Source organism: Ensifer sp. 22460 (assembly GCF_052044935.1).
GTDB lineage: Bacteria > Pseudomonadota > Alphaproteobacteria > Rhizobiales > Rhizobiaceae > Ensifer.
Genome location: NZ_JBQENZ010000018.1, coordinates 124,422 through 149,685, shown reverse-complemented (window position 1 = coordinate 149,685; position 25,264 = coordinate 124,422). Strand labels below are relative to the sequence as shown.

General features: G+C 59.6%; 20 protein-coding genes and 1 pseudogene. 13 read left to right on the top strand and 8 right to left on the bottom strand.

Annotation, left to right across the window (positions count from 1 at the left end; translation table 11 throughout):
* The first annotated feature begins 42 nt into the window (after window positions 1-42).
* Genes ACTJKM_RS22175 through ACTJKM_RS22165 form a run of 3 tightly spaced genes read left to right on the top strand, consistent with a single transcriptional unit; the run spans window position 43 to window position 1,377 of the window.
* Window positions 43-267: a DUF2934 domain-containing protein gene (locus ACTJKM_RS22175; RefSeq protein WP_082663634.1), complete on the top strand. Its 225-nt coding sequence runs from the start codon at window positions 43-45 to the stop codon at window positions 265-267.
* Window positions 268-286: 19 nt separating this feature from the next.
* Complete coding sequence (locus ACTJKM_RS22170) at window positions 287-718, top strand: CBS domain-containing protein (protein WP_058328527.1); 432 nt, start codon at window positions 287-289, stop codon at window positions 716-718.
* Between the two features lie 2 nt (window positions 719-720).
* Complete coding sequence (locus ACTJKM_RS22165) at window positions 721-1,377, top strand: HD domain-containing protein (RefSeq protein WP_440660911.1); 657 nt, start codon at window positions 721-723, stop codon at window positions 1,375-1,377.
* A gap of 15 nt (window positions 1,378-1,392) precedes the next feature.
* On the opposite strand, the gene ACTJKM_RS22160 is transcribed toward ACTJKM_RS22165, so the two are convergent.
* Window positions 1,393-1,911 (bottom strand): sigma-70 family RNA polymerase sigma factor, encoded by a 519-nt coding sequence (locus ACTJKM_RS22160; RefSeq protein ID WP_058328526.1) that lies wholly within the window; start codon window positions 1,909-1,911, stop codon window positions 1,393-1,395.
* Between the two features lie 860 nt (window positions 1,912-2,771).
* Between ACTJKM_RS22160 and ACTJKM_RS22155 the strand changes: the two genes are divergently transcribed.
* Window positions 2,772-3,563, top strand: coding sequence for a LuxR C-terminal-related transcriptional regulator (locus ACTJKM_RS22155; RefSeq protein WP_440660909.1), 792 nt, complete (start codon window positions 2,772-2,774; stop codon window positions 3,561-3,563).
* Between the two features lie 499 nt (window positions 3,564-4,062).
* On the opposite strand, the gene ACTJKM_RS22150 is transcribed toward ACTJKM_RS22155, so the two are convergent.
* On the bottom strand, window positions 4,063-4,311 hold the full coding sequence (locus ACTJKM_RS22150; RefSeq protein WP_197423497.1) for a hypothetical protein: 249 nt from the start codon (window positions 4,309-4,311) through the stop codon (window positions 4,063-4,065).
* Here ACTJKM_RS22150 and ACTJKM_RS22145 point away from each other — a divergent pair.
* The 9 genes from ACTJKM_RS22145 to ACTJKM_RS22105 all read left to right on the top strand — a co-directional run bounded on the left by ACTJKM_RS22145 (window position 4,301) and on the right by ACTJKM_RS22105 (window position 13,878).
* On the top strand, window positions 4,301-5,239 hold the full coding sequence (locus ACTJKM_RS22145) for an O-antigen ligase family protein (RefSeq protein ID WP_440637885.1): 939 nt from the start codon (window positions 4,301-4,303) through the stop codon (window positions 5,237-5,239). The genes ACTJKM_RS22150 and ACTJKM_RS22145 overlap by 11 nt on opposite strands.
* Window positions 5,217-6,080, top strand: coding sequence for an AAA family ATPase (locus ACTJKM_RS22140; protein WP_113511778.1), 864 nt, complete (start codon window positions 5,217-5,219; stop codon window positions 6,078-6,080). Before ACTJKM_RS22145 ends, ACTJKM_RS22140 begins: the two co-directional genes overlap by 23 nt.
* 2 nt (window positions 6,081-6,082) lie before the next feature.
* The gene (locus ACTJKM_RS22135) at window positions 6,083-7,111 is read left to right on the top strand and encodes a hypothetical protein (RefSeq protein WP_440660908.1); all 1,029 of its coding nucleotides are present in this window, start codon (window positions 6,083-6,085) and stop codon (window positions 7,109-7,111) included.
* A 97-nt stretch (window positions 7,112-7,208) separates the two neighbouring features.
* A complete protein-coding gene (locus ACTJKM_RS22130) occupies window positions 7,209-9,389 on the top strand; it encodes a pyruvate kinase (RefSeq protein ID WP_440660906.1) in 2,181 nt (726 codons plus the stop codon).
* 23 nt (window positions 9,390-9,412) lie between these two features.
* Window positions 9,413-9,991, top strand: a complete 579-nt coding sequence (locus ACTJKM_RS22125) for an adenylyl-sulfate kinase (RefSeq protein WP_440660905.1) — start codon at window positions 9,413-9,415, stop codon at window positions 9,989-9,991.
* 147 nt (window positions 9,992-10,138) lie between these two features.
* On the top strand, window positions 10,139-11,302 hold the full coding sequence (locus ACTJKM_RS22120; RefSeq protein WP_440660903.1) for a cation:proton antiporter: 1,164 nt from the start codon (window positions 10,139-10,141) through the stop codon (window positions 11,300-11,302).
* Between the two features lie 49 nt (window positions 11,303-11,351).
* Window positions 11,352-12,491, top strand: a complete 1,140-nt coding sequence (locus ACTJKM_RS22115; protein ID WP_440660901.1) for a PqqD family peptide modification chaperone — start codon at window positions 11,352-11,354, stop codon at window positions 12,489-12,491.
* Entirely contained in the window at window positions 12,488-13,483 is a 996-nt protein-coding gene (locus ACTJKM_RS22110) for a nucleotidyltransferase family protein (RefSeq protein WP_440660900.1), read from the top strand. The genes ACTJKM_RS22115 and ACTJKM_RS22110 overlap by 4 nt, the downstream gene beginning before the upstream one ends.
* 95 nt (window positions 13,484-13,578) lie before the next feature.
* Window positions 13,579-13,878, top strand: a complete 300-nt coding sequence (locus ACTJKM_RS22105; protein WP_162764614.1) for a hypothetical protein — start codon at window positions 13,579-13,581, stop codon at window positions 13,876-13,878.
* 128 nt (window positions 13,879-14,006) lie between these two features.
* Here the strand turns inward: ACTJKM_RS22105 and ACTJKM_RS22100 are convergent, their stop codons facing one another.
* The 6 genes and pseudogenes from ACTJKM_RS22100 to ACTJKM_RS22075 form a co-directional block, all read right to left on the bottom strand.
* Window positions 14,007-17,930, bottom strand: coding sequence for a metallophosphoesterase (locus ACTJKM_RS22100; protein ID WP_440660898.1), 3,924 nt, complete (start codon window positions 17,928-17,930; stop codon window positions 14,007-14,009).
* Between the two features lie 140 nt (window positions 17,931-18,070).
* A complete protein-coding gene (locus tag ACTJKM_RS22095; RefSeq protein ID WP_440660897.1) occupies window positions 18,071-20,449 on the bottom strand; it encodes an RTX toxin in 2,379 nt (792 codons plus the stop codon).
* A 267-nt stretch (window positions 20,450-20,716) separates the two neighbouring features.
* Window positions 20,717-21,118, bottom strand: a pseudogene (locus ACTJKM_RS22090) (transposase); the annotation flags it as partial.
* Window positions 21,119-21,455: 337 nt separating this feature from the next.
* Window positions 21,456-22,958, bottom strand: a complete 1,503-nt coding sequence (locus ACTJKM_RS22085; RefSeq protein ID WP_440660895.1) for a lipopolysaccharide biosynthesis protein — start codon at window positions 22,956-22,958, stop codon at window positions 21,456-21,458.
* The gene (locus tag ACTJKM_RS22080) at window positions 22,955-23,890 is read right to left on the bottom strand and encodes a sulfotransferase family protein (protein WP_058328516.1); all 936 of its coding nucleotides are present in this window, start codon (window positions 23,888-23,890) and stop codon (window positions 22,955-22,957) included. Before ACTJKM_RS22080 ends, ACTJKM_RS22085 begins: the two co-directional genes overlap by 4 nt.
* 67 nt (window positions 23,891-23,957) lie before the next feature.
* A complete protein-coding gene (locus ACTJKM_RS22075; protein ID WP_245296187.1) occupies window positions 23,958-25,262 on the bottom strand; it encodes an HlyD family type I secretion periplasmic adaptor subunit in 1,305 nt (434 codons plus the stop codon).
* Between the last annotated feature and the right edge of the window lie 2 nt (window positions 25,263-25,264).

Here is a 25,264-nt window from a genome sequence, read left to right as displayed (position 1 = left end):
GTTTTCAGAGTTTGCAGAGCAACACTTGAGGAGGTCAGTGCCATGGACGACAGGGATGAACTCATTCGCCGGCGTGCCTATGCGATATGGGAAAGCGAAGGACGGCCCGAGGGTCAGGACGAGCGACATTGGGAACAGGCGAGCCGGGAACTAGCTGAACGTGAGCGTCCCCATCCCACGCAAGACGCCGACGACGATACCGGAACAATTGTTGCGCCGTCGACGGCTCCGCACGGAAAGGCCGGTCGCCCCGCCGATGAATCCTGAACGTGGAAGGAGAACTCTCATGCGAATTGCTGACATTATGACAAGGGACGTTCACGTCGCCAGCCCTGACGATACGATCTCAACGGTGGCGCGGGAGATGGCCGCAAACGATATCGGCTTCCTGCCGGTCGGCGATAACGATCGCCTGGTCGGCATGATCACCGACCGCGATATTGTCGTACGCTGTGTCGCAGACGGTCGCGACGACAAGACCCGCGTCGGCGATATCATGACTGCAGACGTCAAGTACTGCTTTGACGACGAAGACGTGTCCGAGGTTGCCCGCAACATGGGCGACGAGCAGGTGCGCCGCCTGCCGGTTGTCGATCGCAACAAGCGCCTCGTTGGCATCGTTTCGCTGGCAGATGCGGCACGACGAGATCCTGCTTTGGCGGGCATTGGCCTCAAAGGTGTAACCGCCCCTGGCGGCGCTCACAACCAAAGACCATAACGATGGGTGACACCCGTGATCGGCGCTCACTATGGCGCTCCCCAGTCCTGCTGTCCGCGCCCGAGGAGCATGCTTGGGCGCGAGAAGTCGCCGTTCACGCTCATGCCGGCCAGCGCGACAAGGCGGGCGAACCCTACATACGGCATTGTCAACGCGTTGCCGATGCCGTTCAGGGCGACAAGGCCAAAACCGTTGCCTTTCTGCACGATGTCCTGGAAAAGTCGCCGGGATGGACAGCTGAAAGGCTGCTGGATTCCGGCTTTTCGCCCGAGGTCGTTGCCGCCGTCGAATGCCTGACGCAACGGCCCGGAGAAACGAAGGATGCGTTGACGATCCGTGCCGCCGCCAACCGGCTTACCCTTGAGGTGAAGCGGGCGGACCTCGGCGACAATCTCGCCCAGATTGAACGCCAAGGCAAAAGCGGCGCGGAATACAGGCGCAGGTTGCATCTGCTTGAGGAAGTCGTCAGCGATAAGCAGGCGACGGCAGACGACGAAGACGCTGCGGCAGGCCTAACGAGCCAGGCGCGGCTTGCCCGCATTGATGCCGCTCGCCGCGCACTTCGTAGCCAATATACCGCTCGTGTCGCGAAACGATCTTTCGTCGTTCTTTTCGTCCTGGCGATCGTCGGTGCGTTCTATTTGACCTTCATGCAGTGATCCGAACGTGCCGGTTCATTCAACCGGCACGCCGTTCATGCGGTAGGCGAGCTCGTCACGAGCTCGACTGAGCCGGCTCTTGATGGTTCCAACGGCGCAGTCGCAGATATCGGCGGCCTCCTTGTAGCTCAGGCCATAGCCGGCGACGAGGACCAGGACCTCCCGATGCACGGGGGCCAGCGTTTCCAGCGCAGTGCGCAATTCGCAGTTTAGCACACACCACTCCTGCGGTGGCGCCATGGGTATCGGCAACTCGGCGCAATCGATGACGCCTGGCGCTTCACGCCGCCGCAATTTGTACTGTGTTCGGAACGTATTGTGCATGATGGTAAAGAGCCACGACTTCAAGTTTGTGCCGGGCTCGAAACCATCGATACCGCGCAGCGCGCGGAAAAGCGTTTCCTGCAGGAGATCGTCCGCCTCGAAGTTGGAGGTGACAAATGTGCGTGCAAACGCTCGCAACGCCGGAATGAGTTCAACGACCTGACTCTCCAGCGGCTGAGTTTGCGCTTCCTTCTTGAGGGTGGAAGGCATCGGAAAAACTGCCTTTCTGAATAGCTAAGTTGTTCTTTTAACAATGCGCGGCTGGCTTTTATGTTCCCTCGCCCGCGCTACGCGTTCCAAAGGGCCAGCGCACCTCTAAGCCTCAGGAACAAATCTCAACGGAACTCCAGCAGCCAAGGCGAGGTTGTCGAGCCCGTAAAGTGCTGGCCGCGCTTTTGTGGGGCTGCCCGTGATGACGCGTGCTGGGAAAGGCTCATGGCACGACCTCGTCGTCCAGGAACACGTGGAAGACCTGGGCATCATTCCAGGCCCAGAACGCCCTCAGCGAATTGGTGGACATCGTCAGCCGCGCGGAAATCCGCGCCCGATGACGAAGGCGACCGCGGCATAGGTGAAGAGTGAAAGCGTGAGCCATTTCAAAAACGTGGCATAGAGTCTGCACTGCGCGAAAATCCCAAGAAAAACTCACAATATGCCAAATATCACGCCGTTGGGAACGTCGTGCCGCAGGTTAAATTCGCAACGAAAGGCAATGCGCGCCATTGAGATGAACACATCTTCCACCACCAATTGGCTATATCGACGCATACCACCTAGGTGGGATATTTGATACCTATATCATCGGAACATACTCGGATGGCGTACTTCCTTTTTCATTCGCAAGGGTCCAATTTGATCATATTCCAGAGGAGACCTTTGTAGTAGGGTGAAATCTGTTGCTTAGTGTAGAGTATGCGTGTTTCGCGACAGAGGAGAGCCGCAGTCAAGTTAATGCACCAGTATGCTCTCTAAGTAGTTTCCGAAGTATATCGTATGACCGAGTAGTGTGGCGTGAGGGATGCATTGCCGCGCGTGGTCTCAATATTTTCGGATCGGGGAGCATCGAAGTTATGATCTTAAAGGCATCGAACGGAAAGCAAATCGCTCGCGATACCACACACTCATTGGCCAGCGAACACTTCGAAACCGTCAATCCGCCAGAGCCGTCAACACAACAGGAGCACTTGCTCGTTATTATCGACGGGCGCGCGCTTGACCGGCAATGCCTGGCGAAGAGTATCGTCGCACAAAAGTCGGACATGCGTGTGCTGGCCCTTGGTTCAATCGAGGAATGGAGACAGCAACACAGTCAACAACCGCGACTGTCCGCGATCCTGTTAAATATCGGGAGCAGGAAGATCTCGGAACACACCGTCGCCGAAGAGATTCGTAGGTTGTCGTCGGAATTCGACCCCGCGCCAGTCATTGTCTTGGCCGACACGGACGAGCTTGGTCAGATCATGAAGGCGCTCGAATGTGGGGCGAAAGGATACATTCCTTCCTCCGTCAACATCGACGTATGCATAGAGGCCGTCTACCTTGCCTTGGCGGGTGGCATCTTCGTTCCCGCCAGCAGCGTATTTGCGGTGCGGCAGTTGCTGGAGACGGGCAACACAGTCGCGCGGCCGTTTGCCAGCATGTTCACTGCCCGCCAGGCCGAAGTGGCTGAAGCCCTAAGGCGCGGAAAGGCCAACAAGATCATTGCCTATGAACTCAACCTTCGGGAGAGCACAGTCAAGGTTCATGTCCGCAACATCATGAAAAAGATCAAGGCTACGAATAGGACCGAAGTTGCATACAAGATAAACGATCTGTTCCCCGATCACCTTCCAGCAGACGACGCCAATCGACGCCATCGCTGATGAGACTAAGATCGATGCATCGTGCGTTTCAATCTGTGAAGCAGTTCCGCGCGCACTTCTCTTGCATAAGTAAAGGCTTCCGCCTATTCTGAGCGTCCAGACAATCAGCAGCTGCGCCATTGGCGATAAAGTTGCCCTGCCGGCGCCGAAAGCGAAAACGTACCAGACATGCGGGGGATACTCACCTGCAGTGCGGTAGCGTATTCAGATTTTCCAATAGCGATCAAAACGACAATTAGTTCCAGTCTACTGCTGGACATCGGCTGTTTCGAAAGTCTGCTATCTGAGACGGATCCCCTCCCGGAACTCAAAGCGAACCCGCCACCATATCGGTTGACCCGCATCGTACCCTTGCATCGTTCAGGTGAACTTTGCTTCAACTCTCCCTTCTGCTGCTGATTGCGTCGATCTGGTTTCCGGGCGCCACACGGATTGCCGGGACGGATGGTTCGCTTTCCTTCCTGTTGGCTCTGTCTTGCGCCGTGGTCGGCATAGCATCCTATGGCGCGCTCGGAAAACGCATCCACCGAACTGAGGCGACCTTGGCAACGGCATTGCTTATGACAGCCGGCCTGATCATCATTTTGTCCCTTTTGTCGATGCTCCACGCCGACAATCCGATGCGGACAATGCGGGCGATCTTCGCGCAGATCTTCGGTTTTGCCACGATCCCTGCGATCGCTGCGATCTCTGTCAGGCCGAACGGCGGAGTTCTGATCGAACGGCTGGTTTCGGCGATGATCATCATGAGCGTCGCAACAGCTTGCATCGTTATCGCGGGGCTCGGCGGCGCCAAGTTCGCGGATAGGGCAGAAGGCTATTTCAAGCACGCAAATCAGTTGGGAATAGCGCTTTCGGCTGGCCTGCCGCTGATTGCCGCCCGACTGGTTAGCGCGCGCAAACACCGAATGTTGCTCGCCGGCTGTCTGGTTGCGGTACTCCTGGGCCTGGTGAAGTCCGGTTCCAAGACCAATTTCGTCGTCGGCGTCAGTGGCCTCGGGCTCTTCTTCGCCTTGTATGCCACCTATCTCGTGGTCAGGAGACAGCGCCCGTTGACGGTCATCGCTGGAGTGGTCGCGGCGCCTTTGGTGCTCCAGACAGCACTGTTCATCCTGCAATCCCTCAATCCGCGCGCGCACCGACTTCTGATGACCCAATTGTCCGGCGGCGAGGCGCATTCGATGATCTCGCGCGAGCGGCTGTGGTCCATCTCGATTGATCTGGGTCTTGCGCATCCGTTCACGGGCGTCGGCGCGGGCCAGCCAATCGGCGATATCGCGCCCCACAGCCATAACCTGTTCATCGAATATTTTCGCACCCTGGGTGTCCCCGGACTCGGGCTGATCACCATCATGGTGTTGCTGGTCGTTGTTGTCCTTGCCGGTGCTGTTGTCCCCACGGTGATAGGCGAAGGCAAGAGCAAGTACGCGACCAGCACCAATGCCATGCTGCTTGGATCCGCAGTTTGTGTTTGGAACTATCTTGTGGCTAACCAGATGAGCGACTCCTTCGGCCCATCGACGGCGCCGTTCTTCTGGATCCCGCTCGCGCTGCTGATCGCCTATCGCAGCATGCGGCGATCGCCGGCGCCAGAGACAGGTGAGCGCCTGACTTACCGCGAGGCGATCCCACAGGCTGCGCAGGCTTTGGCACATGAGGGTCGCCGCCTTGGATAGGGATCCTGCGGGGTCGCTGCGGCTGCGCGCCATGGCGGGGGCGGAACCCCAAGGCATCGGCGCCCGCCCGCTTCCAGCGGGTATTCGTTTCATCGAGTTCTTCGGTCTTCCGGGAATCGGGAAGACAACCGCTTCGCGCCTGTTGGCTGAAAGGCTGCGGCGTACCGGTTCACTCGTCGATGAAAAAAGGGTGACGTGGGAAGACAAACCTTTGGTCACGCGTCAGCTGAACAGGCTGAGGCTTGTCCTGCCAAGGTTGCGCAATCATGACTTCCGCTCGATCGCATTGCGAACGGCAAGGTTTGTCGCCGAGGATGGTCAGGAGGCGCCTGCGGACCTGATGCGCTGGATTTGGTATCTGTGGTCGGTTGCCGCTTACCTTGTCGAAGAGCGATCGAAGGAAACCGACTTCACAGTCCTTGACCAGGGACTGCTGCAAGGCTTCTGGTCTGTCCTGCTGAAGAGCCGACATAGGGGAACTTCAGAGCACTGGCTGGATATCATGTCCGCCATTGGACTGGACGACATCGTCTTCGTCGACTTGCGCGGTAGTACCGATCTTGCGCGCAATCGGATCCGAGGCAGGGATGATCGCGCCTCCAGGCTGCAACGCGAGCCTTCAACGGGCGAACTGTCGCTCTGGACCAAGGCGGAACGCGCCTATTGTACGATTGCAGCCGACCTTTGGAAGACACAGACCGCAGCGCGCGGCACGCCGATGCTTGCAGTCGTGGACATGACCGCTTCTGCTTCACCGGACGAGGTAGCGGACAAGACGTTGCAAGCGGTGCTTCTGGCCTGCCAGCGTAGGCATAATGCTATCGAACCCGGAGGCCATTGAACGTGAAACTCGATCGTCGATCTTTCATGCGCCTTGCTGGTGTCGGTCCCGCCCTCGCACTGTTGACCGGTTCTGGCGTGACCGACGACCGGCAGGCACCACGCGACGAAGACGATCTGCACGGTACACGCGTCGTGTTAAGAGGCGAATTCGGCTACGCGCAGAAGATGTTGCGCAACCTTCCGCCCGAAACCACGGTTGATGCTACGCGGGCTTTTTTCACTGTCGCCAACAGCCGGAACACGGCTCCGAATGCGATCCTTGGATGCGATATCGGTATGCAGCCGGTCAATCCCTATCCCGTCGTCCTTCGCGATTGCCCCGAGGTTCATTTCGTCGGTGGGCGCATCAACGGCGAAGTGCCGCTTGATACGGACTGGGCGCACACCTACTGCAACAGTGCTGGCCTGCTCGTCAAAAACGGGACGACGCGGCCGACAATCGAGGGCCTGCGGGCGCGACGTTGTTGGGATGGCATTCGCCTGACAGACCAAGCAAACGGCTTTCTGCTCAAGAGCTGCTGGCTGAGCGAGATCAGGGACGATGCGGTGGAAGATGACTACCTCCTCGGCGGTGCCATTCAAGATTGCCTGTTCGACGGCTGCTTTTCGGGCGTAAGCCTCGACCCGGCATCGAATGATCGCGATGGCAGCAAAGAGCTCGTGACGATAGATCGATCACTGATCCGCATGCAGGCTTACCTTGCCAAAGGCGACTTAGTCCACCAAGCGCCAATCAAAGCCTCCGACGTATCCCCACAGCTGAAAATTACGAACTCGGTATTCGCGTTTTCTTCGCCAAAGATGCGAGGTTTTCGGCGTTTGGAACGAACCTGGCAAAGAGTGTCTGAAAGCCAAGGCAATATGCTTTTGTGGCTCCCAGATGAAGCGATGCCACCGGAGCTGCCGCTTCCACCCGCAGGATTTGATTTGCTGACGGGCAATGACGCCCGCAACTATTGGAACAAGTCCCGCCGACAATGGATCACCGCACATCCGCAAGTTCCCCGATTTTTCAATGACGAACTGTGACGTCTTCAAACCGAATGCGCGAGTTGTGCCGGGCAGGGCCTCTGACAAACGCGCTCATGATCTTGAAGAGCATTGAACCCGATCTGAGGTGAAAGCCATGAAAGCAAGACAAGTCGAACTGCTGTGCACTCTGGGTCCGGCGTCGCTCAACGACAGGGTGATCCATTGGTTGGAGCGGACAGGCACATCGCTCCTGCGTCTCAACCTGTCGCACACGAAGGTCGAAGATATCGAGCGCATTGTCGGCTTCATCAAGCAGCGTACATCCGTTCCGCTTTGCCTGGACACAGAAGGCGCCCAGGTCCGCACAGGGCCATTTGCCGATGGCAAGGTGACCGTGCGAGAAAATCGGTTTCTGACTGCGCATGCCCGACCAGTCGCGGGTGACCAGTCCGCCATCAGTCTCTACCCGGCATACATCGTCAGCAAGCTCGAAGTCGGCGACTTCGTCAGCATCGATTTCAATGCGGTCCTGTCTCAGGTTGTCGAGAAAGGCGACGGCGAGGTTGTTCTTCGGGTTCTGAACGGCGGAGAGATAGGGCAGAACAAGGCCGTGACGGTGCAGCGTACCATCGAGATGCCGCCGCTCACGGAGAAGGACATCGCCGCGATTGCCATCGGCCGGCGAATGGGCATTCGCCACTTTGCGCTTTCCTTCGCCCATCGTGCCTCCGACGTGGATGTCATCCGCTCCCATGCCGGCAGCGACGCGACGATCATATCGAAGATTGAGTGCCTCAGTGGACTGCGTCATCTGGCAGCCATCGCCGAAAGGTCTCAGGCGATCCTCATCGACCGCGGCGACCTTTCGCGCGAAGTTCCGATCGAACAGATCCCGGCCATACAGAAGATGATCATCAGTCAGGCGAAGGCGCATGGCGCCAAGGCCTATGTCGCAACGAATCTGCTCGAGTCGATGACCAGCGCGCCCACTCCCACACGCGCCGAAGTCAACGATATCTACAACACGTTGGCCGATGGCGCCGATGGTCTTGTTCTGGCGGCAGAGACTGCGATCGGCCAGTATCCAGTCAATTGTGCGCGGATGGTGGCAAAGGTCGCCCAGCAATTCCTGCGGAACGCTAACAATAGCGGGCGGCCCATCCGCGTGCGCCCTTCGGCGCTCACTCCGGGAGTGGAACCCCATGGCGGGCGCCTCGTCTGTCAGGCGGTAGGTTCGGCCGAAATCCGCGACATCAAGCATTTGCCGGTGATCACGGTCGCTGATGAAGAGTTGACCGACGTAGAGCAAATTGCCCGCGGCACCTTCTCACCAATTCGCGGTTTCATGGAAAAAGCCTGCCTGGAGAGCGTGCTCGAAAAAAAGCGGCTGCCTGGCGGGCCAATCTGGACAATGCCGGTTCTGCTGGCCGTGCCGAAAGAAACAGCGACCCGCTACGCCAAGGGCGACCGCATCCTGCTATCCACGCAAGGCGGATCGCCACATTCCGTACTTGATGTATCCGAAACCTACGAATTCCAACCTGATCGTCTCGCGCGCAAATGGTTCGGCACGGACTCAAGCGAGCATCCCGGCGTCGCCCGCGTACGCGCGCGCGGGGGGCATTTTCTCGCTGGCCACGTCACGCTCGTGCAGCCGCTGCAATTGCCCTGCCGGCGTTATGACCTGACCCCGTCGCAATTGCGGACAGTTTTTGCTCACAAGGGCTGGAACCGGGTGGTCGCATTCCACGGCCGCAACCTCGTTCACCGCGGTCACGAGATGATTCAGCTCGAGGCCCTGGAGCGCACTTATGCCGACGGCCTGTTGATCAACCCCATTGTCGGACCTACCAAGCGTGGAGACTTCCTGCCGCACCTGATCCTCGACGGCTATCAGGCCATGCTGGACTACGGCATTTACCCAGCGGGCAAAGTGGTGCTGTCAAGCTTCATCACCTATCCACGATTTGCTGGTCCCCGCGAGGCCGTATTCACGGCGCTATGCCGCAAGAATATGGGCTGCAGTCACATCATTGTCGGGCGCGATCACTCCGGCGTTGGTGACTTTTACGGAGTAAATGCCGGTCGCGAACTTTTCGACGAGCTCGGTGATATCGGCATCGAACCGATCTTCTTCGATGCCATTGGTTATGACACCCAATCCGAACGCTATGTCGACTTGAGCGCCTGCAGAACAGCCAGCCCCATCAGCGGTACTGAAATCCGGCGCGCGTTGAAGGCAGGCGAAGCATTGCCGAACTGGATGATGCGTTCCGAGGTGCAGGATGTCGTTCGGGCAGAGCTGATGATGAAACACGCGCTGTTCCAGGAATAGTGCGAGGATGGGGAGGATAGATTGTGCAGACAAGGACGCATCTACAGCCCGAAAACCGGCACGTGCGCGCGCTTCCGCAGGCCGGAACGGTCCTATGGTTGCTTGGACCAACTTCGTCCGGCAAGACCACGCTGGCAACACGCGTGGTTGCCGATCTGAGGAGGGCCGGGATTCCCGCCATTCTCTTCGATGGTGATGAGGTGCGCGGCTTCTTTGGCGCTCAGCTTGGTTTCGGTGCAGAAAGCCGGCTCCTTGTGGTTTCGGTTCTTGCGCATCTGGCGAACAAAGCGGCCGAGGCCGGCCTGAATGTGGTTGTCGCGGCGCTCACAGCGGGTGAGGATGCACGCGAATACGTGCGCAAGAATGTCAGAAACCTGACGACGGGCTATGTTGCCTGCTCCATCCAAGGCTGCGCAGAGAGAGACCCGAAAGGGCTCTACGGCAAGGCGATGCGCGGCGAGATCGATACCCTCATCGGCTACAATAGTATCTACCGGCCGCCGGAAAACCCAGACTTCGTTCTCGATACGGAACTCCATTCGCTCGATGAATTGGCTGCCCGTGTCGTCGCCACCTACACAAGGATCGACGGTCGTGCGTGACACCCGCAGCTGTATTGTTGACCGTCCGGTCGCGCCGATATTCGAGGACGCGTTGTGAGCGATTCCGAAACTGCTCGTTTCTTCCTGTCCCTGGTGTTGCTGCTCGTTGCAGCTCTTGCCGGAGGTCATCTGTTTGAGCGGCTGAAGATGCCGCGGGTCATCGGCGAGATAGCCGGCGGCATCGTCCTTGGCCCATCGCTGCTCGGCGCGATTTCGCCCGAAGCACACAAATCGCTGTTTGTGGCTTTCCCAGCGCAGGCCGCTCTGCTGACCGCGTTCTATTGGTTCGGCCTTGTCCTTCTAATGTTCACGGCAGGTTTCAAGGTTCACGCAGAGGGAGTTGGGGGCGCTGGCCGGATTGTTGTCGCGCTGGTGGTCGGCGCGCTGATGATCCCGTTCACGTTCGGTTATGCGAGCGCCTCGCTTTTTGCAGATACCCAGCTTGGCGATCCCTTCGCCTTTAAATTGGTTATGGGCATAGCTGCCGCCGTCACGTCGATCCCGGTCATTTCGCGCATATTCCTTGATCTCGGCGTGATGGGAACGCCTTTCGCACGCAACGTTATTGGTGCCGCCACGATCCAGGATCTCATCCTCTGGACGATCCTTGCTGTCGCTACCGCAGTCCAGCATGGTGAGGCGGCGAATGCGCTCGGAATCGGGCGCGTGGTCGCCATTACGCTCGGTTTCGTGCTCGCCTCTCTCTTCTTCGCACCCGCAGCCGTAAGAGCACTCCGCCGATGGATACTCGGCAAATTCAGCGAGGCGCCTTTCACCGGTTACACCATGTTGCTGTGCCTGATCTTCGTCGCTGTGGCGAGCCTGTTGAATGTGAACATCGTTTTCGCAGCGCTTGTCGCGGGCCTTGTTATGGCTCGGTTTCCCTCGCGGCACCTTGCTCCCGTCAAGCAACACATCGCCGACATCGCGATCTGGTTTTTCGTCCCGATCTATTTCGCGCTTGTCGGGCAAAGGCTAAATTTGGCGCAGGAGTTCGATGCCGGTCTGACTGTTCTGTTCATAGGCATGAGCACGGCTATCAAGCTGTTGAGTTGCACGCTTGCCGCGAGAGCCGCCGACTGCGACTGGGTGAGAGCATTCGACTACGGCGTCTCCATGAACACCCGCGGCGGGCCAGGCATCGTGCTGGCCAGTGTGGCGCATGCCGCTGGCATCATCGACGGACGGATGTTCACGGCCCTCGTGCTGGCCTCGATCCTGACCTCGTTTGCCACGGGGCTCTGGTTGCGTTGGCGGATCGTGCGTGATCCGAAGGTGTTTGCCGAATTGGCCGGGTCGCCGGCCGAGTGAGGGTAGGTGGCCGCCAGTACCGCGGGTTGAGGGGGGGGGACGGAAGCCGATGCAGGCCCATTTGCGAGCGCCAGGCGAGGGTGCGTCGGCGCGCTTCGTTACCCAGGCGCGGCTCGTGCGTATCAGGGGGCAGAATGTCCTGTTCAGTGCGTCGCAGCACGCGATCTTCGCCCTGAACGATACGGCCGCCGATATCTGGCGGTTGTTGGAGGAGGGACTGCCTGCCGAATCCGTCGCGCGTGGTATTGCGCGTGACCGCATCGGCACCCGGGATGCGCACGGGCAGGTCAAGGCAGCGCTGGAGGATTGGCAGCGTCTCGGGCTGATCCGGCCCCATATCTCGCCGCACGACGTTGCGGCACAGGGGTATGTGAGCCAGATGCTAAGCGTCGCCGGCCGCCGCATGCGCATCCTCTATCCAAAAGTCCACGCTCTTCCGACGATGACCATATTCAGGCACCTCGAAGTCGGCGAGGGCGATACCGACGTCGTATTCCAGTTGGCGGCCTATGCTGGCCGGCTGCACCTGTTTCGCAATGGCGAGTGGATCGTGGCGTCGGCTCCCAACGAGATGGCGACGATCTTGAAGGGGGAAATGCTGAGTGATGTCCTCAGGGCCGCCACCTATGAACTGGCTCTCCACGCGGCCGCTCTTTTAAAGAACGGGCGCCTTGTTCTGCTGTGCGGCGAGCCGGGGGCGGGCAAGACAACATTGACGCTTGCGTTGGTTCATGCCGGGTTCGGCTTCGCGTCGGACGATGTCGCGCTGTTGAATGCTGATGGATGCTGTGTCGGGCTTCCATTCGCACCGGCCGTCAAGTCGGGTGCCTGGCCGCTGTTGGCGGATTACTTCCCCGACCTCGACACCACGCCAACGTTCCGCCGCCCGGACAACCGGCGTGTACGCTATCTTGCGCCAAAAGCGTCCGCCGCGGTCACAACGGAGTCTTGGCCTGTGGGTTGGGTCATTCTGCTCCAACGAGATCGCGCTGCCCATCCCGGCCTGGATCCGATCGACCCGGTGGATGTTCTGAGGGGCCTGGTTGGCGGCGCATTCGCGCCGAGCGGTGAACTCGGCGACACCGGCTTCGACGTCCTGGCCCGCGTCATAGCGTCGGTGAGAGCTTACCGCCTGACCTATTCAGGGCTCGACGACGCGGTCGGGCTGGTCGAGCGAGCCTGCGAATGATACCTGTCGCGAACTCGCTCGACGCGTTGATCGCTGGCCTGTGCGGTCGGTTGGAGGAGCCGCCGGACTGGAAGGGAATGATCGCGCTGGCGAACCAGACCCTGCTTACGCCGGCCTTGTTCGCGTCATTTGAACGGGCAGGTCTCTTGGAACGCGTGCCGGGAGATGTGCGTGACTATCTTCAGTTCATTCGCGACTGCAATCGAGAGCGCAACCAACGCTTGCGAAGGCAATTGCATGAAGCCGTTGCAGCTCTGAACGCAGTTGGCATTGCTCCGGTTTTATTGAAGGGTGCAGTGCCGCTGTTTCTCTCCCAAGCAATTCCGGACCGGATAACGAGCGACATCGATCTGGCCGTCACGGCGCGCGACGAAGCATTGGCTCAAACCTGTCTCGAAGTCCTGGGTTACGTCCCCCTGTCCCATGGCCGCGGCCTGGCGCGCGATCAGGACGTCGGCGTGCTGGAGCTGCGCGCGCATCGTACCGATGGCTTTTCGCGTCCCAAGCTCGTCCGGCAGAACGATCTGCTGGTGAAGATCCCTCCGGCTCAGTCTCGCGCCCTGCACTGGATCGTGCATGACCAGCTCAAGGAAGGTGACTACTGGCGAGGACGAATAGACCTCAGGCACATGTACGACCTGGCCCAGCTTGCCGAAAGCGAACCTCTCGACTGGGCTGGACTTCGAGCGACCGTGGTGGACAAAAGTGTACGCAATGCGGTCGATACGCAGTTGCTGGCCCTGTATCGCTTCTTCGGGACGAGCATTCCGCGCGAGTGCGCAGAGCGCCCAACGATCCGGTTTCAGCATTGGAGACGCGTGTTTGCCTCGCGTCACCCGATCTTGGGCGCGCCGTTGCGACTGGCTGGCAACGTGGTCTGGGGCGCAAGACGGTTTTCACGCGTGCGAGACCTGGCGCGGCACGATCCGGCCTATCTCGCTCGCCGGATCGCGATCGTTCTCTTAAACAGAAATATTCGCTCTAAGGTATGAAGTATGTATATATTGATGAAAGTTGTTGATTGCCTTGCTTCATTCAAGGTGTTAAAATCCAGAAACAATCTTAAGTCGCGTCATCGGAGAGTGTCATGTCTATAAGTTCTCAGCATGATGTGAAAAAAATACAAGAAGAACTTAGCGCTGAATCCGAGGCGCGTCGAGATTTTCTCTTAAAAGCAGGAAAATTTGCTTCGATAACTCCGCCCGCCATTACGTTGTTGCTCGGTACAAGCTTGAGCTCACGAGCGATTGCCAAATCCTGTGGATCGCGCCCTAAACAAAAAGCGCACTCGGGAAAGGGATGGGGAGACAAGAAACATGCCCACTACGGGTCACGCGGCCAACTGAAAAAAGTCGCCGGCCTGGATTTTGAGAAGCGCAAGAAATAAACCGCACTGACGCAAGTCAGGTGTCTTGGGATCACGCGGTGATCCTTAAGTGTTGACGAAGCCGGCGGAAATGCCGGCTTCTTTCGTTTCATCATATCTCATGCTCAAAAGCGGCAGACCAAGTCCCTTCAGACAAGCAGGCTTGCGCGGACGAAGTTGTCGTCGTGGAGTTGTTCGGCATGCACGCCGAGCAATGTCAGGTGGTCTGTGCCGCTGAGATTGGCCACCACGTTCGCGCCCTGGTTCGACGCCACTTGCCGGAACTCATTGGCGCTATCGATGCCGTAAGCACGCAGATCGAGTGCATCCCCCGTGCTGGCGCCGGCGCGGAAATTGACGATCGTGTCGTTGCCGTCACCAGCCTGGAAGACAAAGAGATTGCTGTTCTTGCCGCCGACGAGCGTGTCGTTGCCGCGCCCGCCCGTTAATGTTGCATTGCTTCCGAGCCCCCAGAGATAGTCGGCAGCTGTCGTGCCGTTCAGCACATAGCCTCCGTTTGAGATTGTCGGGGCACGGCCTGCAGGCGTCGCGATGAAGTAGGTATCCGTCAAAGAGCTGGTGACGGTGGTGCCGTTGAAACTGGTCACGTTGTAAAACTCGATCAACATTCCCTGATCGGTGATTGTTACGAGGCTGGCGCCGACATTGGGGACGTCGCGCCCCGCACCGCCAATGCCCGTGGTGGTGTAGGGAAGTTGGAGCCCGTCGCCGTTATCGTCTCGGTTTTCGCGGTAGTAGTTGTGCTGGTGCCCAGCGAAAACCGCGTTCACACCCCAGGGTTCGAAGGGCCAGCGCATCGTGCTGGTGCTGCCGCTCGGATTGTAGGCCGTGTGGTGGAAGTAGGCGACGTTGAAGCTTGCGTTCGACGCGTCGAGCGTTGTGTGCATCCACTGGCCCTGGACCGACGTCGAACTACGGCCGTCTGGATCCTCCTTGTTGCTGTTGAGGGCAAAGAAATGCACCGGCCCGATCTGAAAATCGTAGTAGCGTTCGTTGTCGGGCAGAGTGAAATAATTCAGGTAGTTGGTGACATTGTTCTCGCCATATTCGTGGTTGCCGAGTACGGGGAAGAAGCGGTTGACGGCGCTGCCGGCGCCATAGGCCCCCTGATAGTTGCCGATGTAGTCGTGATATTGCTGGCCTACCGCCCCATCCAGGGTTTGCGGTGCGTAGACGTTGTCGCCGACAGTAAGGGCGAAGTCGACATTCCAGCTGTGAATGAGAGCCGAGACCGCCTTTTCTCCATTGAGGCTTGTGTCTCCGAAATCGCCGAAGACCGCAAAGCGGTAGAGGGTCTGCGGTCCCGCTTGGGCTGCGACGCTGACGATGTAGTCGTGCTCGGCCGTGCTACCGTCTAAGGACGTTGCCGTTACGTGAAGGGTGATCGAAGGTTCGGTCTGGGCATTGAGAGTGCCAGTACCCGATCGTGTAATCACGCCGTTGGCATCGATGGTAAAGCGGCTATCGCTTAGATTGTAGGTGACAGTGGAGCCTATATCGGGATCGCTTGCCGAGGCGGTGATGCCAACTCTGGTGCCGGCGGGAGAACTCTGGACGATCCGGTTGGTGGCTGTATCGGCGTCGGCCGGCGTTCTGAAGGTGACGGGCTCATCACTGTCGAGAACGCCGAGAGTGTAGGTCTGGGTGGCGGTGCTACGATCGGCCGAGGTTGCCGTGACAGTCAGCGTGATCGAGGCCTGGGTTTCGAAGTCGAGCGTGCCGACACCGGAGCGGGTAATCACACCATTCGAGCCAATAGAGAAGCGTTGGTCGTCGACGCTGTAGGTAACGGTCGAGCCGGCATCCGGATCGCTGGCCGAAGCGGTAATGCCCAAGGCCGTGCCCGCGATGGCCAGCTCCGCGATCTGGTTCGCACCGGGATCTGCATCGGAGGGTGTGTTGAAGACAACGGGCGCGCTTGCCGGCGGTACGTAGTATTCAATGTGCAGCAGCGGCGCTGCCGCGGCATTGCTATCAAATGCTCTTGCGGTGCGCGTGCCGGTACCTGTTACAAGGAGCACCATGTCGTTGAGCGCCGTCCAGCCGTTGCGGTCGATGATCTCCTGAACGATCGCCTTCAGGTCCGGCGTTCGCTGCGCGAATCCTGCCGCTCCCCGGGTTGTCCAGTCCGCTGGCGCCCATGCGACCGATGCGTCCGTTGCCGAGCGGGAAGACACGTTGAACTGAGCGGTGGTAAACGCGGCGGCATCGTCCACATCTTGGCCGCGGATCATAAGCGATACAGTTCCAGTGCTCACCTGGTCCACGGTAAACTGGATGTAGGCGTTTGTGATGATCGCGCCCTTTGGGATGTCGATGCCGGTGAAGCGCATGCCGACCGTCTGGACCTTGGCGCCGTCGACCGTCAGTTCCAGGTCGCTGCTATTGGCCGAGACTGAGCCCGAAGCAGCCTCCTCGACATCATCGAGGCTGGCGATAACTCTCTTCTCGAAGATCATGCTATTGGTGGCAGGCGGACTGTTGATGACGGAGTAGTCGCGGGTGGCCGTGCTGCCATCGGACGAAGTCGCCGTTACATGGAGTGTAATCGTCGGCTCGGTATCTGCATTGAGCGTACCGATTGCCGAGCGTGTGATGACGCCGTTTGCGTCGATGACAAAACGCGGATCGTCGAGGCTGTACGTCACGGTCGAGCCAGCATCCGGATCACTGGCCGAAGCAGTGATGCCTATCCGGGTGCCGGCGGCAGCATTCTGGTCGATCCTGTCGGCGGTCGGATCGCTATCGGCCGGATTGCGAAAGGCGATTGGCTCCTGACTGTTGAGAACGCTGACCGTAAAGGCCTGAACGGCCCTGCTTTGGTCGGATGAGGTTGCCGTGACCGTTAGCGTGATCGAGGTCTGAGTTTCGAAATCCAGGGTGCCTGTGGCCGATCGGGTGATGACGCCATTTGCGTCGATGGTAAAGCGTGCGTCGTCGATGCTGTAGGTGACGGTGTCGCCGGCGTCGGGATCGGCCGCCGAAGCGGTGACGCCGATGGCCGTGCCGGCGGACGCGAGCTCGGCGATCTGGTTTGCGCTGGGATCGCCGTCAGAAGGCGTATTGAAGACGACCGGATCACTGGTCGGCGGCACGGAATATTCGACATGCAGGAGCGGTGCGGCAGCCGGGCCGCCATCATAGGCTCTTGCGGTACGCGTACCGGTACCGGTGATCAGGAACACCATGTCGTTGAGCGCTGCCCAGCCGTCGCGGCTGACGATTTCCTGGATGATTGCGCTGAGGTCAGGGGTGCGTTGGGCAGGGTCGGCCGCTCCGCGCGTCGCCCAATCCACCGGTTCCCACGCAACCGATGCGTCGGTGGCCTGACGAGAGGTGACGTTGAACTTCGCAGTGGTGAAGGCCGCAGCGTCGTCCACGTCCTGGCCGCGGATCAAGAGCGAAATCGTCCCTGTGCTCACCTCATCGACGGTAAACTGGATGTAGGCGTTGGTGATGATTGCTCCCTTGGGGATGTCAATGCCGGTAAAGCGGATGCCGACGGTCTGGCCCACGCCGTCATCGACGGTCAATTCGAGGTCACTGCTGTTCAGGGACACCGAACCGGTTGATCGCTCCTCCGCGTCGTCTGCGCTTGAGGCCACGCGCGCCTCGAAGATCGGATCGGCCGCAAGTGCCGTGACTGCAGCACTGTTTAGAGACGCCGTGTCGGTATCGGGTGTCTGCGACATCGGCTCCGTTGCCGGCGCGATCGACCGCCGCAGTCCACTTGGCTGCGTGTCAAAGTTCGTCGTCTGCTCAGGGGCGCCGGCTGGCGCTGGGTTGCCGATCGTCCCGACGACAGGGCCCTGGTCATCGTTCGCAACGGTGGAGGGACGCTCGCTGCGGTTGACGGATGCGAAGAAACCCCAGGGCGCGCTAGGGTCAATTATCGACCGTGGTTGAGCTGCCCTCAGCCCGATGAAGCCGATCGGATCGGCGTCGAGATCGTCAAACACGTAGTTGCCGTTGACGTCAAAACTCAGCGCAAAATCGAGCGCGAGCAGTTTTGGGTCGTCGAGGGCGGACGGGATGCGAGACAGCTTGGACATGTCCAATCTCCTTTCCGCGGGTTGCGGACAATTGGGGCAAGCCGGCAAGGCCGGTGCTTCCATGCCCGCCGTGCGACCAGGCGCGCGACGGGATCACTTCAGGCTGTGGCCCGACGGCCGATCATGTACGTTGGTCGCGCTCACGCGAGCAGCCAGTGGTCGAGCTGGAACTCGTAAAGCTTGCCGTCATTTTCGTTCGGGTTGGAATCGTTGTCGACGCCACGGTCGACGATGTAGAGGCTCATCTGGTTCGCGTCGTCGCTGCTCGGTGCGAGGGCCAAACCGGCCACTTTGCGGGCATTGGCCGCCGAAATATCGAGTGTGCCCAGTTGCTGCCCCGTCGTCGACATCATGACCACCTGAGTGCGCGACTTGACGACATAGAGCAGGTCGTGGACGGGGTCGTATTCGACGCAAGGATCTCCATTGGAGAGCGTGCCGATCGAGAAACTCGTCACCACGTCATCGCCGCCGGTGGAGGCCACTCCGTCGAATTTGCCGTTGGCGCCCGGGTTGATCGTGTAGATATTTGCCGAGCCGTCTGCGAGATAAAGGACACCACGTTTCGTGTCATAGGCGATGCCTTCCGGGTCGGAGCTGCCGAATGCGGATGTCCTGAACGAGGTTACGATGTCATCGGCCGTATTGTAGAGTCCGTCCGTTCCCGGATTGAGTTCGTAAATACTCTTCGTGCCGGTATCATCGGAAAAATAGAGATGATGATTGGTTGGATTGTAGGCAACCCCACTTGGTTCGTCTGAATAGCTGGTGGTGGTCATCGACCTCACCAAGGTACCGTTAAGGCTCATCTCGAAGAGGTTCTTTCCCTGAAATATCGACATCTCATCGACTTCAGCGTCGGAGATCATCAAGGTTCCGAGATGGGAGATGTAGGTGATACCCGAAGGGTCCGGGCTCGCCGGCGACCACTGCGAGGTCGGAACGATATGCACGAGCGTTGCTGACGTGGGCGGACTGGGCGTGCCTGAAATGACGTTGACGCTGTAGTCATGGGAGGCGGTACTGCCGTCCGAGGACGTCGCGGTGACGGTCAAGGTGATCGAAGGCTGGGATTGGGCATTCAGCGTACCCGTGCCCGAGCGGGTGATGATGCCGTTCGCATCGATTGCGAAGCGCGTATCGTTCAGGCTGTAGGCGATGGTCGAGCCGGCGTCCGGGTCGGCCGCTGAAGCGGTAATTCCCACCTTGGTGCCAGCGGCGGCGTTCTGGCCAATCTGGTTGGTGGCCGTGTCGGTATCGGCCGGGGACGTGAAGGCGACCGGCTCTTGGCTGTTGAGAATGCCAACGGTAAAGGACTGGGTGGCCGTACTTTGGTCGGATGAAGTCGCCGTCACAGTCAGGGTTAGCGAAGTCTGGGTCTCGAAGTCGAGGACACCGACGCCCGAACGCGTAATGACGCCGGTCGATGCATCGATGGAAAAACGCGCGTCGTCTATGCTGTAGCTCACCGTATCGCTGGCATCTGGATCGCTTGCTGAAGCGGTGATGCCGATGGCCGTTCCGGCGGCCGCCAGTTCAGCAATCTGATTGGCGGTGGAGTTGGCATCGGCCGGGCTATTGAAGGCGACCGGGGCGCTCGCTGTCGGAACGTAATATTCGATGTGCAGAAAGGGCGCGGCCACGGCATTGCCATCGAAAGACTTGGCAGTGCGGGTGCCGGTCCCCGTGACCAGGAAGGCGATGTCATTCAACGCCGCCCAACCGCCACGATCTATAATCTCCTGAATGATCGCCTTCAGGTCGGGCGTACGTTGCCCGGTGCCAGCCTCGCCGCGTATCGTCCAGTCCGCCGGTGCCCAGCTGACCGATGCGTCTGTGGTCGGTCGTGAGGAGACATTGAATTTTGCGGTGGTAAACTCGGCAGCGTCGTCCGAATCCTGACCACGGATCAGTAGTGAAGCTAACCCCGTGCTCACCTCGTCCGTGGTGAACTGGATGTACGCGTTGGTAATGATCGCACCCTTCGGGATATCGATGCCGGCAAAGCGCAAGCCGACCGTTTGGCGCGTGCTGTCATCATATCCAAGTTCAAGATCATTGACATTGCCGGTTATTGAACCAGAGGCCTTTTCCTCGGCGTCATCGGCCGCACCTGACACGCGTGTCTCGAAAGTCGTCGGTGTGCTGCTGCTGGAAACCGCAAAACTCTGAGCGCTCATCGTCTTGGCGGCTGCGTCGCCGTCAGACGCCAGGGTTGGGGATACGGTCTCGGTCTGGTTCGCCACCCCGCTTTCGGCTGGAGCCGTGGCGTCGTCGTGGTGCGTTGGCGCGCCCCATGGATCGAAGCCAGTGGGCCAGCGGTCCCAGTCGCCGATCCCCTCGAACGAGACCGTCGCTCGCAGTATGTCTTGGAAAAATGAAGCCAATGCATCGGCAGCGGAGATGCCGGTCAGTGTCATTGATCCGTCAGCGGTCAGCCCATCGCCCTTGAGGCCATAGTCGAGGTCGATATCTGCCAAGAGCTGTTTGACGCTAGGAAACCGAGCCAGGCTGGTCATGTCGTATCTCCAATGAAAGAACGCAAGGGGCAAAACGCGTTGAACCGGCGGCTTTTCCTTGGGTTCGGTTCGGTTTTGATCGGCATTGGCGCCGATCGGCTCAATCGTCTCTGGCCGCTGGACCGGTTGTTTTTCCGTCCTTCGGTTCTGAACCAATCTCCAATGCGTGACCTTATGCCTTGGCTTCGGTCACAGAGGGCTCGGTTCCCGGTTTCCCATTCTCCTTGAAGAGCGCAGCCCAATCCTGCCGGGCTCGATACGAAGTCATCAGGACAGCCGGGATATCGCCCAAGCGCCTTCCTCCTGGATTTTGCCGCGCCGCTCATAGGCGCGCTGGTCACGCAGGATCTGGATGGCGATCGTCAAAAGCTTGCGTGCAATCGCCCCACGCGCCTTATTGGTTTCTCTGATCTTCAGGTGCTCGTGCTGGGCGCGAAGCTCAGGATCGCTGGCCACGGCCGGTGCGACCGCTTCGACGAAGGCCCAGCGCAGCCACTTGTTGCCCTGCTTGATGATCTTGCCGTAGCGGGTCTTACCGCCACTCGAATAGGTCGACGGTACGAGGCCCGCATAGGCGGCCAGCTTCTTCGGGTTGCGGAACCGGCTGATATCGTCGATCTCCGCCTCGATCAGCCTTGCGAAGAACTCGCCGATGCCGGGGATCGTCTTCCCGTGTCGAACGCCAACCGGATAAGCCGAAAGGCTGCAAGCGTGACTGTCCCCCGATCATCACCTGCATCTCAGTGATCCGTTCTGTCCAGAGGCGACCTCTTTCATGTCACCTCCTTTTTCCGAGGCGGCTCTGCGAGCCAGCCTTTGCGGGTCTGCTATCCGTGTGGATGCTCGCCGAACGCCGGGCATCCCGGGGCAACGCCGAAGCCCGCGGCTGAAGGAGCGGCGCCGTTGGTCAAGGCGGCGTCGCACGTTCAGATCGCGGGGATGGGCTTTAGAACGCTGGAGCATCGTCGGCGGGTCTATGCCCGCCGAATGTTGAAGAGCGACCTCCTTATCCTGGCCGGCTTCGACGCAGCCACGCCGGCGCCATCCCTGCGATCAGGCGAAGCATCGACTGTCCGTCCCGCCCAAGAAACAGCGTCGGCAACAGCCAGCATGACACCAGCCCCGACGCGCCGGCGGCAATCGCCACATTGAGAAGGAGAACGAGGGGCGCCACTTGGACTTGGCGCAATTGATCGACCGCGATCCAGGCGCACGCACCGACCACGCTTGCAAGTGCAAGCGCTGGCGCATGTGCCCCGATGAATTCGGACCAACTGATCCCGGTAACGCGCAGGCTCAGATGCGCCATCAGCATGAAATTGGACGCGACTGCCGCGACGACGCCGGCCGCCACACCTGTCACGCCCCAGAAATGTCCAAAGAAGGCGCCTGTCGCCACGGTGACCACGAATATCGCCTGCCGCCATGCCCTTGCGTATACCACACCGGTGGCACGCGAGATGGAGTCGCTGAGCTTGTAGCTTGTGCGGAACAACATACCGACGGCCAGGATCTGCAAGGGAGCGACGACCGCGTCCCATCCCGGACCGAGCAGGACCAAAACGAGCTCGGGCGCTGTTATCGCGACGACGACGCTTGCCGGCAGCACCACAAGTGCGCAGGCCGCCACCGCACTGCGATAGGCGCGAGCGAGCCGGGCGGGCTCCTGTTGCACGAGGGCCATCGTTGGAAACAGGACGCGGTCGAGAATCTGGCCGATGATGACCGCCGGCGTCGTCATGAGCTGCGAGGAAAGCGAATAGATGCCGAGCGCTTCCGCTCCGAGCCAGCGCCCCACGATGATTTTGTCCACTTGGGTTGCGAGGTAGTTGCACACGCGAGCTATGGTGAACCCGCCACCGAAATAAAGCAGCTCTCCGGCTGCCCGTCGCTCAAGCAAGAGCCGCTTGGGATGTGGTTGGCCGATGAGCAGCACGACCGTGCGCAGCAGGTTCTGGGTCATGAGTGCACCGACAAGCGCCCAGACGCCGAAGCCAGCCAAGGCAAAGATCGGTGCTGCGATCACGAAGCCGACGGCAAAAGTCGCCGCGTCGACGGCGGCCAGCCACTCGAACCGCAAAGCCCGCTGGGCAACGGCTTGCGCCACCAGTGCGATCCCTTGGCAAAGGAAGACCACACTGGTGGCACGCACGACCGTTGCCAGTTCGGTAAGTCGCATGGCGTGGGCGATAGCCGGTGCGACCAACCAGACCAGTCCGGCGATCAGGAGGCTAAGGACCAGCGACAATGTAAAGCCGACCCGAAGGTGACGCTCGTCGAGTTCGGGTCGCTGCACGATTGCCGGCGCAACACCGAGGTTTTCGAAGATGGTTGCGAGCTTGATAATGACAAGAGCCGCGGCATAAAGCCCGAACTCACTGGGAGAAAGGAGCCGGGCGAGCACGAGGAGCGCGACAACCTCCGCCAGGGCGAGGGCCCCCATGGACAAACCCGTCCAGAACATGCCCACGACACTGCGCTTTGCCAGTCCCTGTCGGATATCGCTCACGCCTTGCACTCCTCAGGCGAAGGACCTAACACGGCGCCCTTGCCGGCCTTCTCTGATCGAAGCGGAAGGGGTACTTCGTAGCCATATACGCGCATCTCTTCTTCGACTTCCGGCAGGATCGCCTGCAGTTGTTCTGGATCGAAACGAAGCCATTTCTCCTGGCGCGTGGGGTCGACCATCTCCTTGGCGACACGAAGGATATCATCGCTGCAGACGAGCCCGCAGTGGTCGTAGATGCGGCGCAAGGTCGTCTCGGTATCCTGCATCAGGTCCTCATAGCGACAGGTCAATACGCGGCCTTCTCCGAGCTGGGCGAGATCTTCTCTCGCCCGGCGGTTGCCACGCGCCCATTGGCGGGCAATTACGGTCAGCTTGTCGTGTTCCCTCAGATCCTGATCGATCCCCTCGTATTTCGGCCCGTAGATCGGCGCGTATTTCTTCCGCAGTATCTTCTTGACGAAGATTTGTCGGATCAACGCGCCGGCATAATGGTGAAGCTGTGTTATTGGAGTTGTCGCAAGCGTTCTCTTCATTCCCTTCAGCGTCTTCGTTCGCTGCCATTTCAGTTCCATGGAGCTGATATAGGAAAACGGATTTCTCGTGATGAAGAGGAAAGTCGCCTCAGGGAAAATCTGGTGCACATAGGATGAGCGAAGGACGTTGGACGGGGTGTTCTCCATGATCTGCCGGCCACCGTTCCTTACCTGAAACTCGAGGAAGCGGCCGCGGATGTAGCGAATAACCTTTTCCGTCGCATCGCGCTCGGTAAACACGTCGTGGCACCGCCCGGGATCCGCGTAGAGCCAGAGCGTCCTCGGCTCATACCAGGTCACCACATCAGGATGCAGGCCGATCAATTTCTGTGTGATGGTCGTGCCTGATCGATAGTTACCAATCAGGAATATCGGGGGTCTGAGTTTGGTCGCGATCACGGCAAACCTCGTTCTGTGGAGATAACGGGCAAAGCTAACGGCAATGGTGGCCCAACCTGGGTTGAGCCTATTCGTCCCTGAAAGCGCGCATCATCTGGTCCGACAAAGGCTTCATCAGATAGGACATCACTGTCCGATCCCCGATCGTGATGAACACTTCGGCGGGCATGCCGGGAACGAGGGCCAAGGGACTTGCGTGTGCCGGACTATCGAGCGTCGGCGTGATCCGCGCGACGTAATAGCTCTCGTTCGTTCGCTGGTCATGCGTGACGTCGGCCGAAATCAATGACACGACACCTTGGAACTCCGGCGTAATGCGCTGATTGAAGGCGGTAAACCGCAGCAGGGCGCTTTGGCCGACTTGAATCTGGTCGATGTCTTGGGGGGCAACCTTTGCCTCGACCGCCAAAACATCGTGATCCGGAATGATCATCATGATCGGCTCGCCCGCGCCGATCACGCCGCCAATGGTGTGCACCGTCGACTGATGGACGGTACCGCTTGCGGGTGCACGGATATCTACGCGCAGAAGTTGATCCGTGGCCGTAACCTGGCGTTCCTCGAATTCAGCGATCTTTGCGTCGACGTCACGTAATTCGCTGCCGGTCGAGCTCGAGAATTCTTTGTCCAGCTGCAGGATTTGGAGAAGCACCTCAGCGATCGCGCCCCGCGCCTGTGCAGTGCTGGCAATCAACTGTGCCCGCTCGCCCTCAATCCGGGTCGCGTCGCGTTCGTAGGCCGTCAGCTTCGACAGCGGCGTGAGTTTCCTTTCAACAAGATCGCGAATTCCCTGGAGTTCTTCCCGGATCAGCTCGATCTCCTTTTTCTTGGCCCTTCCTTGGGCCAGGTAGCCCTCGATCTGCTTCTGCAGTTGCTCGATGCGCTCACGCAACCGAGCCTTGTTCCCGGATCGTTCGAGGCGACGTATCTCGAACAATCGCCGCTCGCTCTCAACCAGTGCCGCGACCTCCGGTTGGCTCATCCGCGCGGTGAGTGTCGGGGCGATGGTCAATTGTTGGTCGCCATCGCGCTCAGCCTCGAGGCGTGATTTTCGAGCGTAGAGCTCGTCCAAGCTCCTGGTCACGAAGGCCAGATTGGCGCGGGGCACGACGTCGCTGAGCTGCACGAGAAGATCGTCGGCTTCAACATGCGCGCCGTCTCGCACAAGGATCCTGCTGACGATGCCGCCAGTCGGGTGCTGGACCTTCTTGCCATTGGAAGCGACAACCACCACGCCGTGGGCGATGATTGCGCCCGAAATCTCAATGGTTGCGGCAAATCCGCCGACCACGCCGAAGAGCAGGGCGATGATAGTCACCCCGCCCAGAAGGTTACGGCGAATGGAGCGTCGGTGGGAGTGTGTCGCGTTCATCT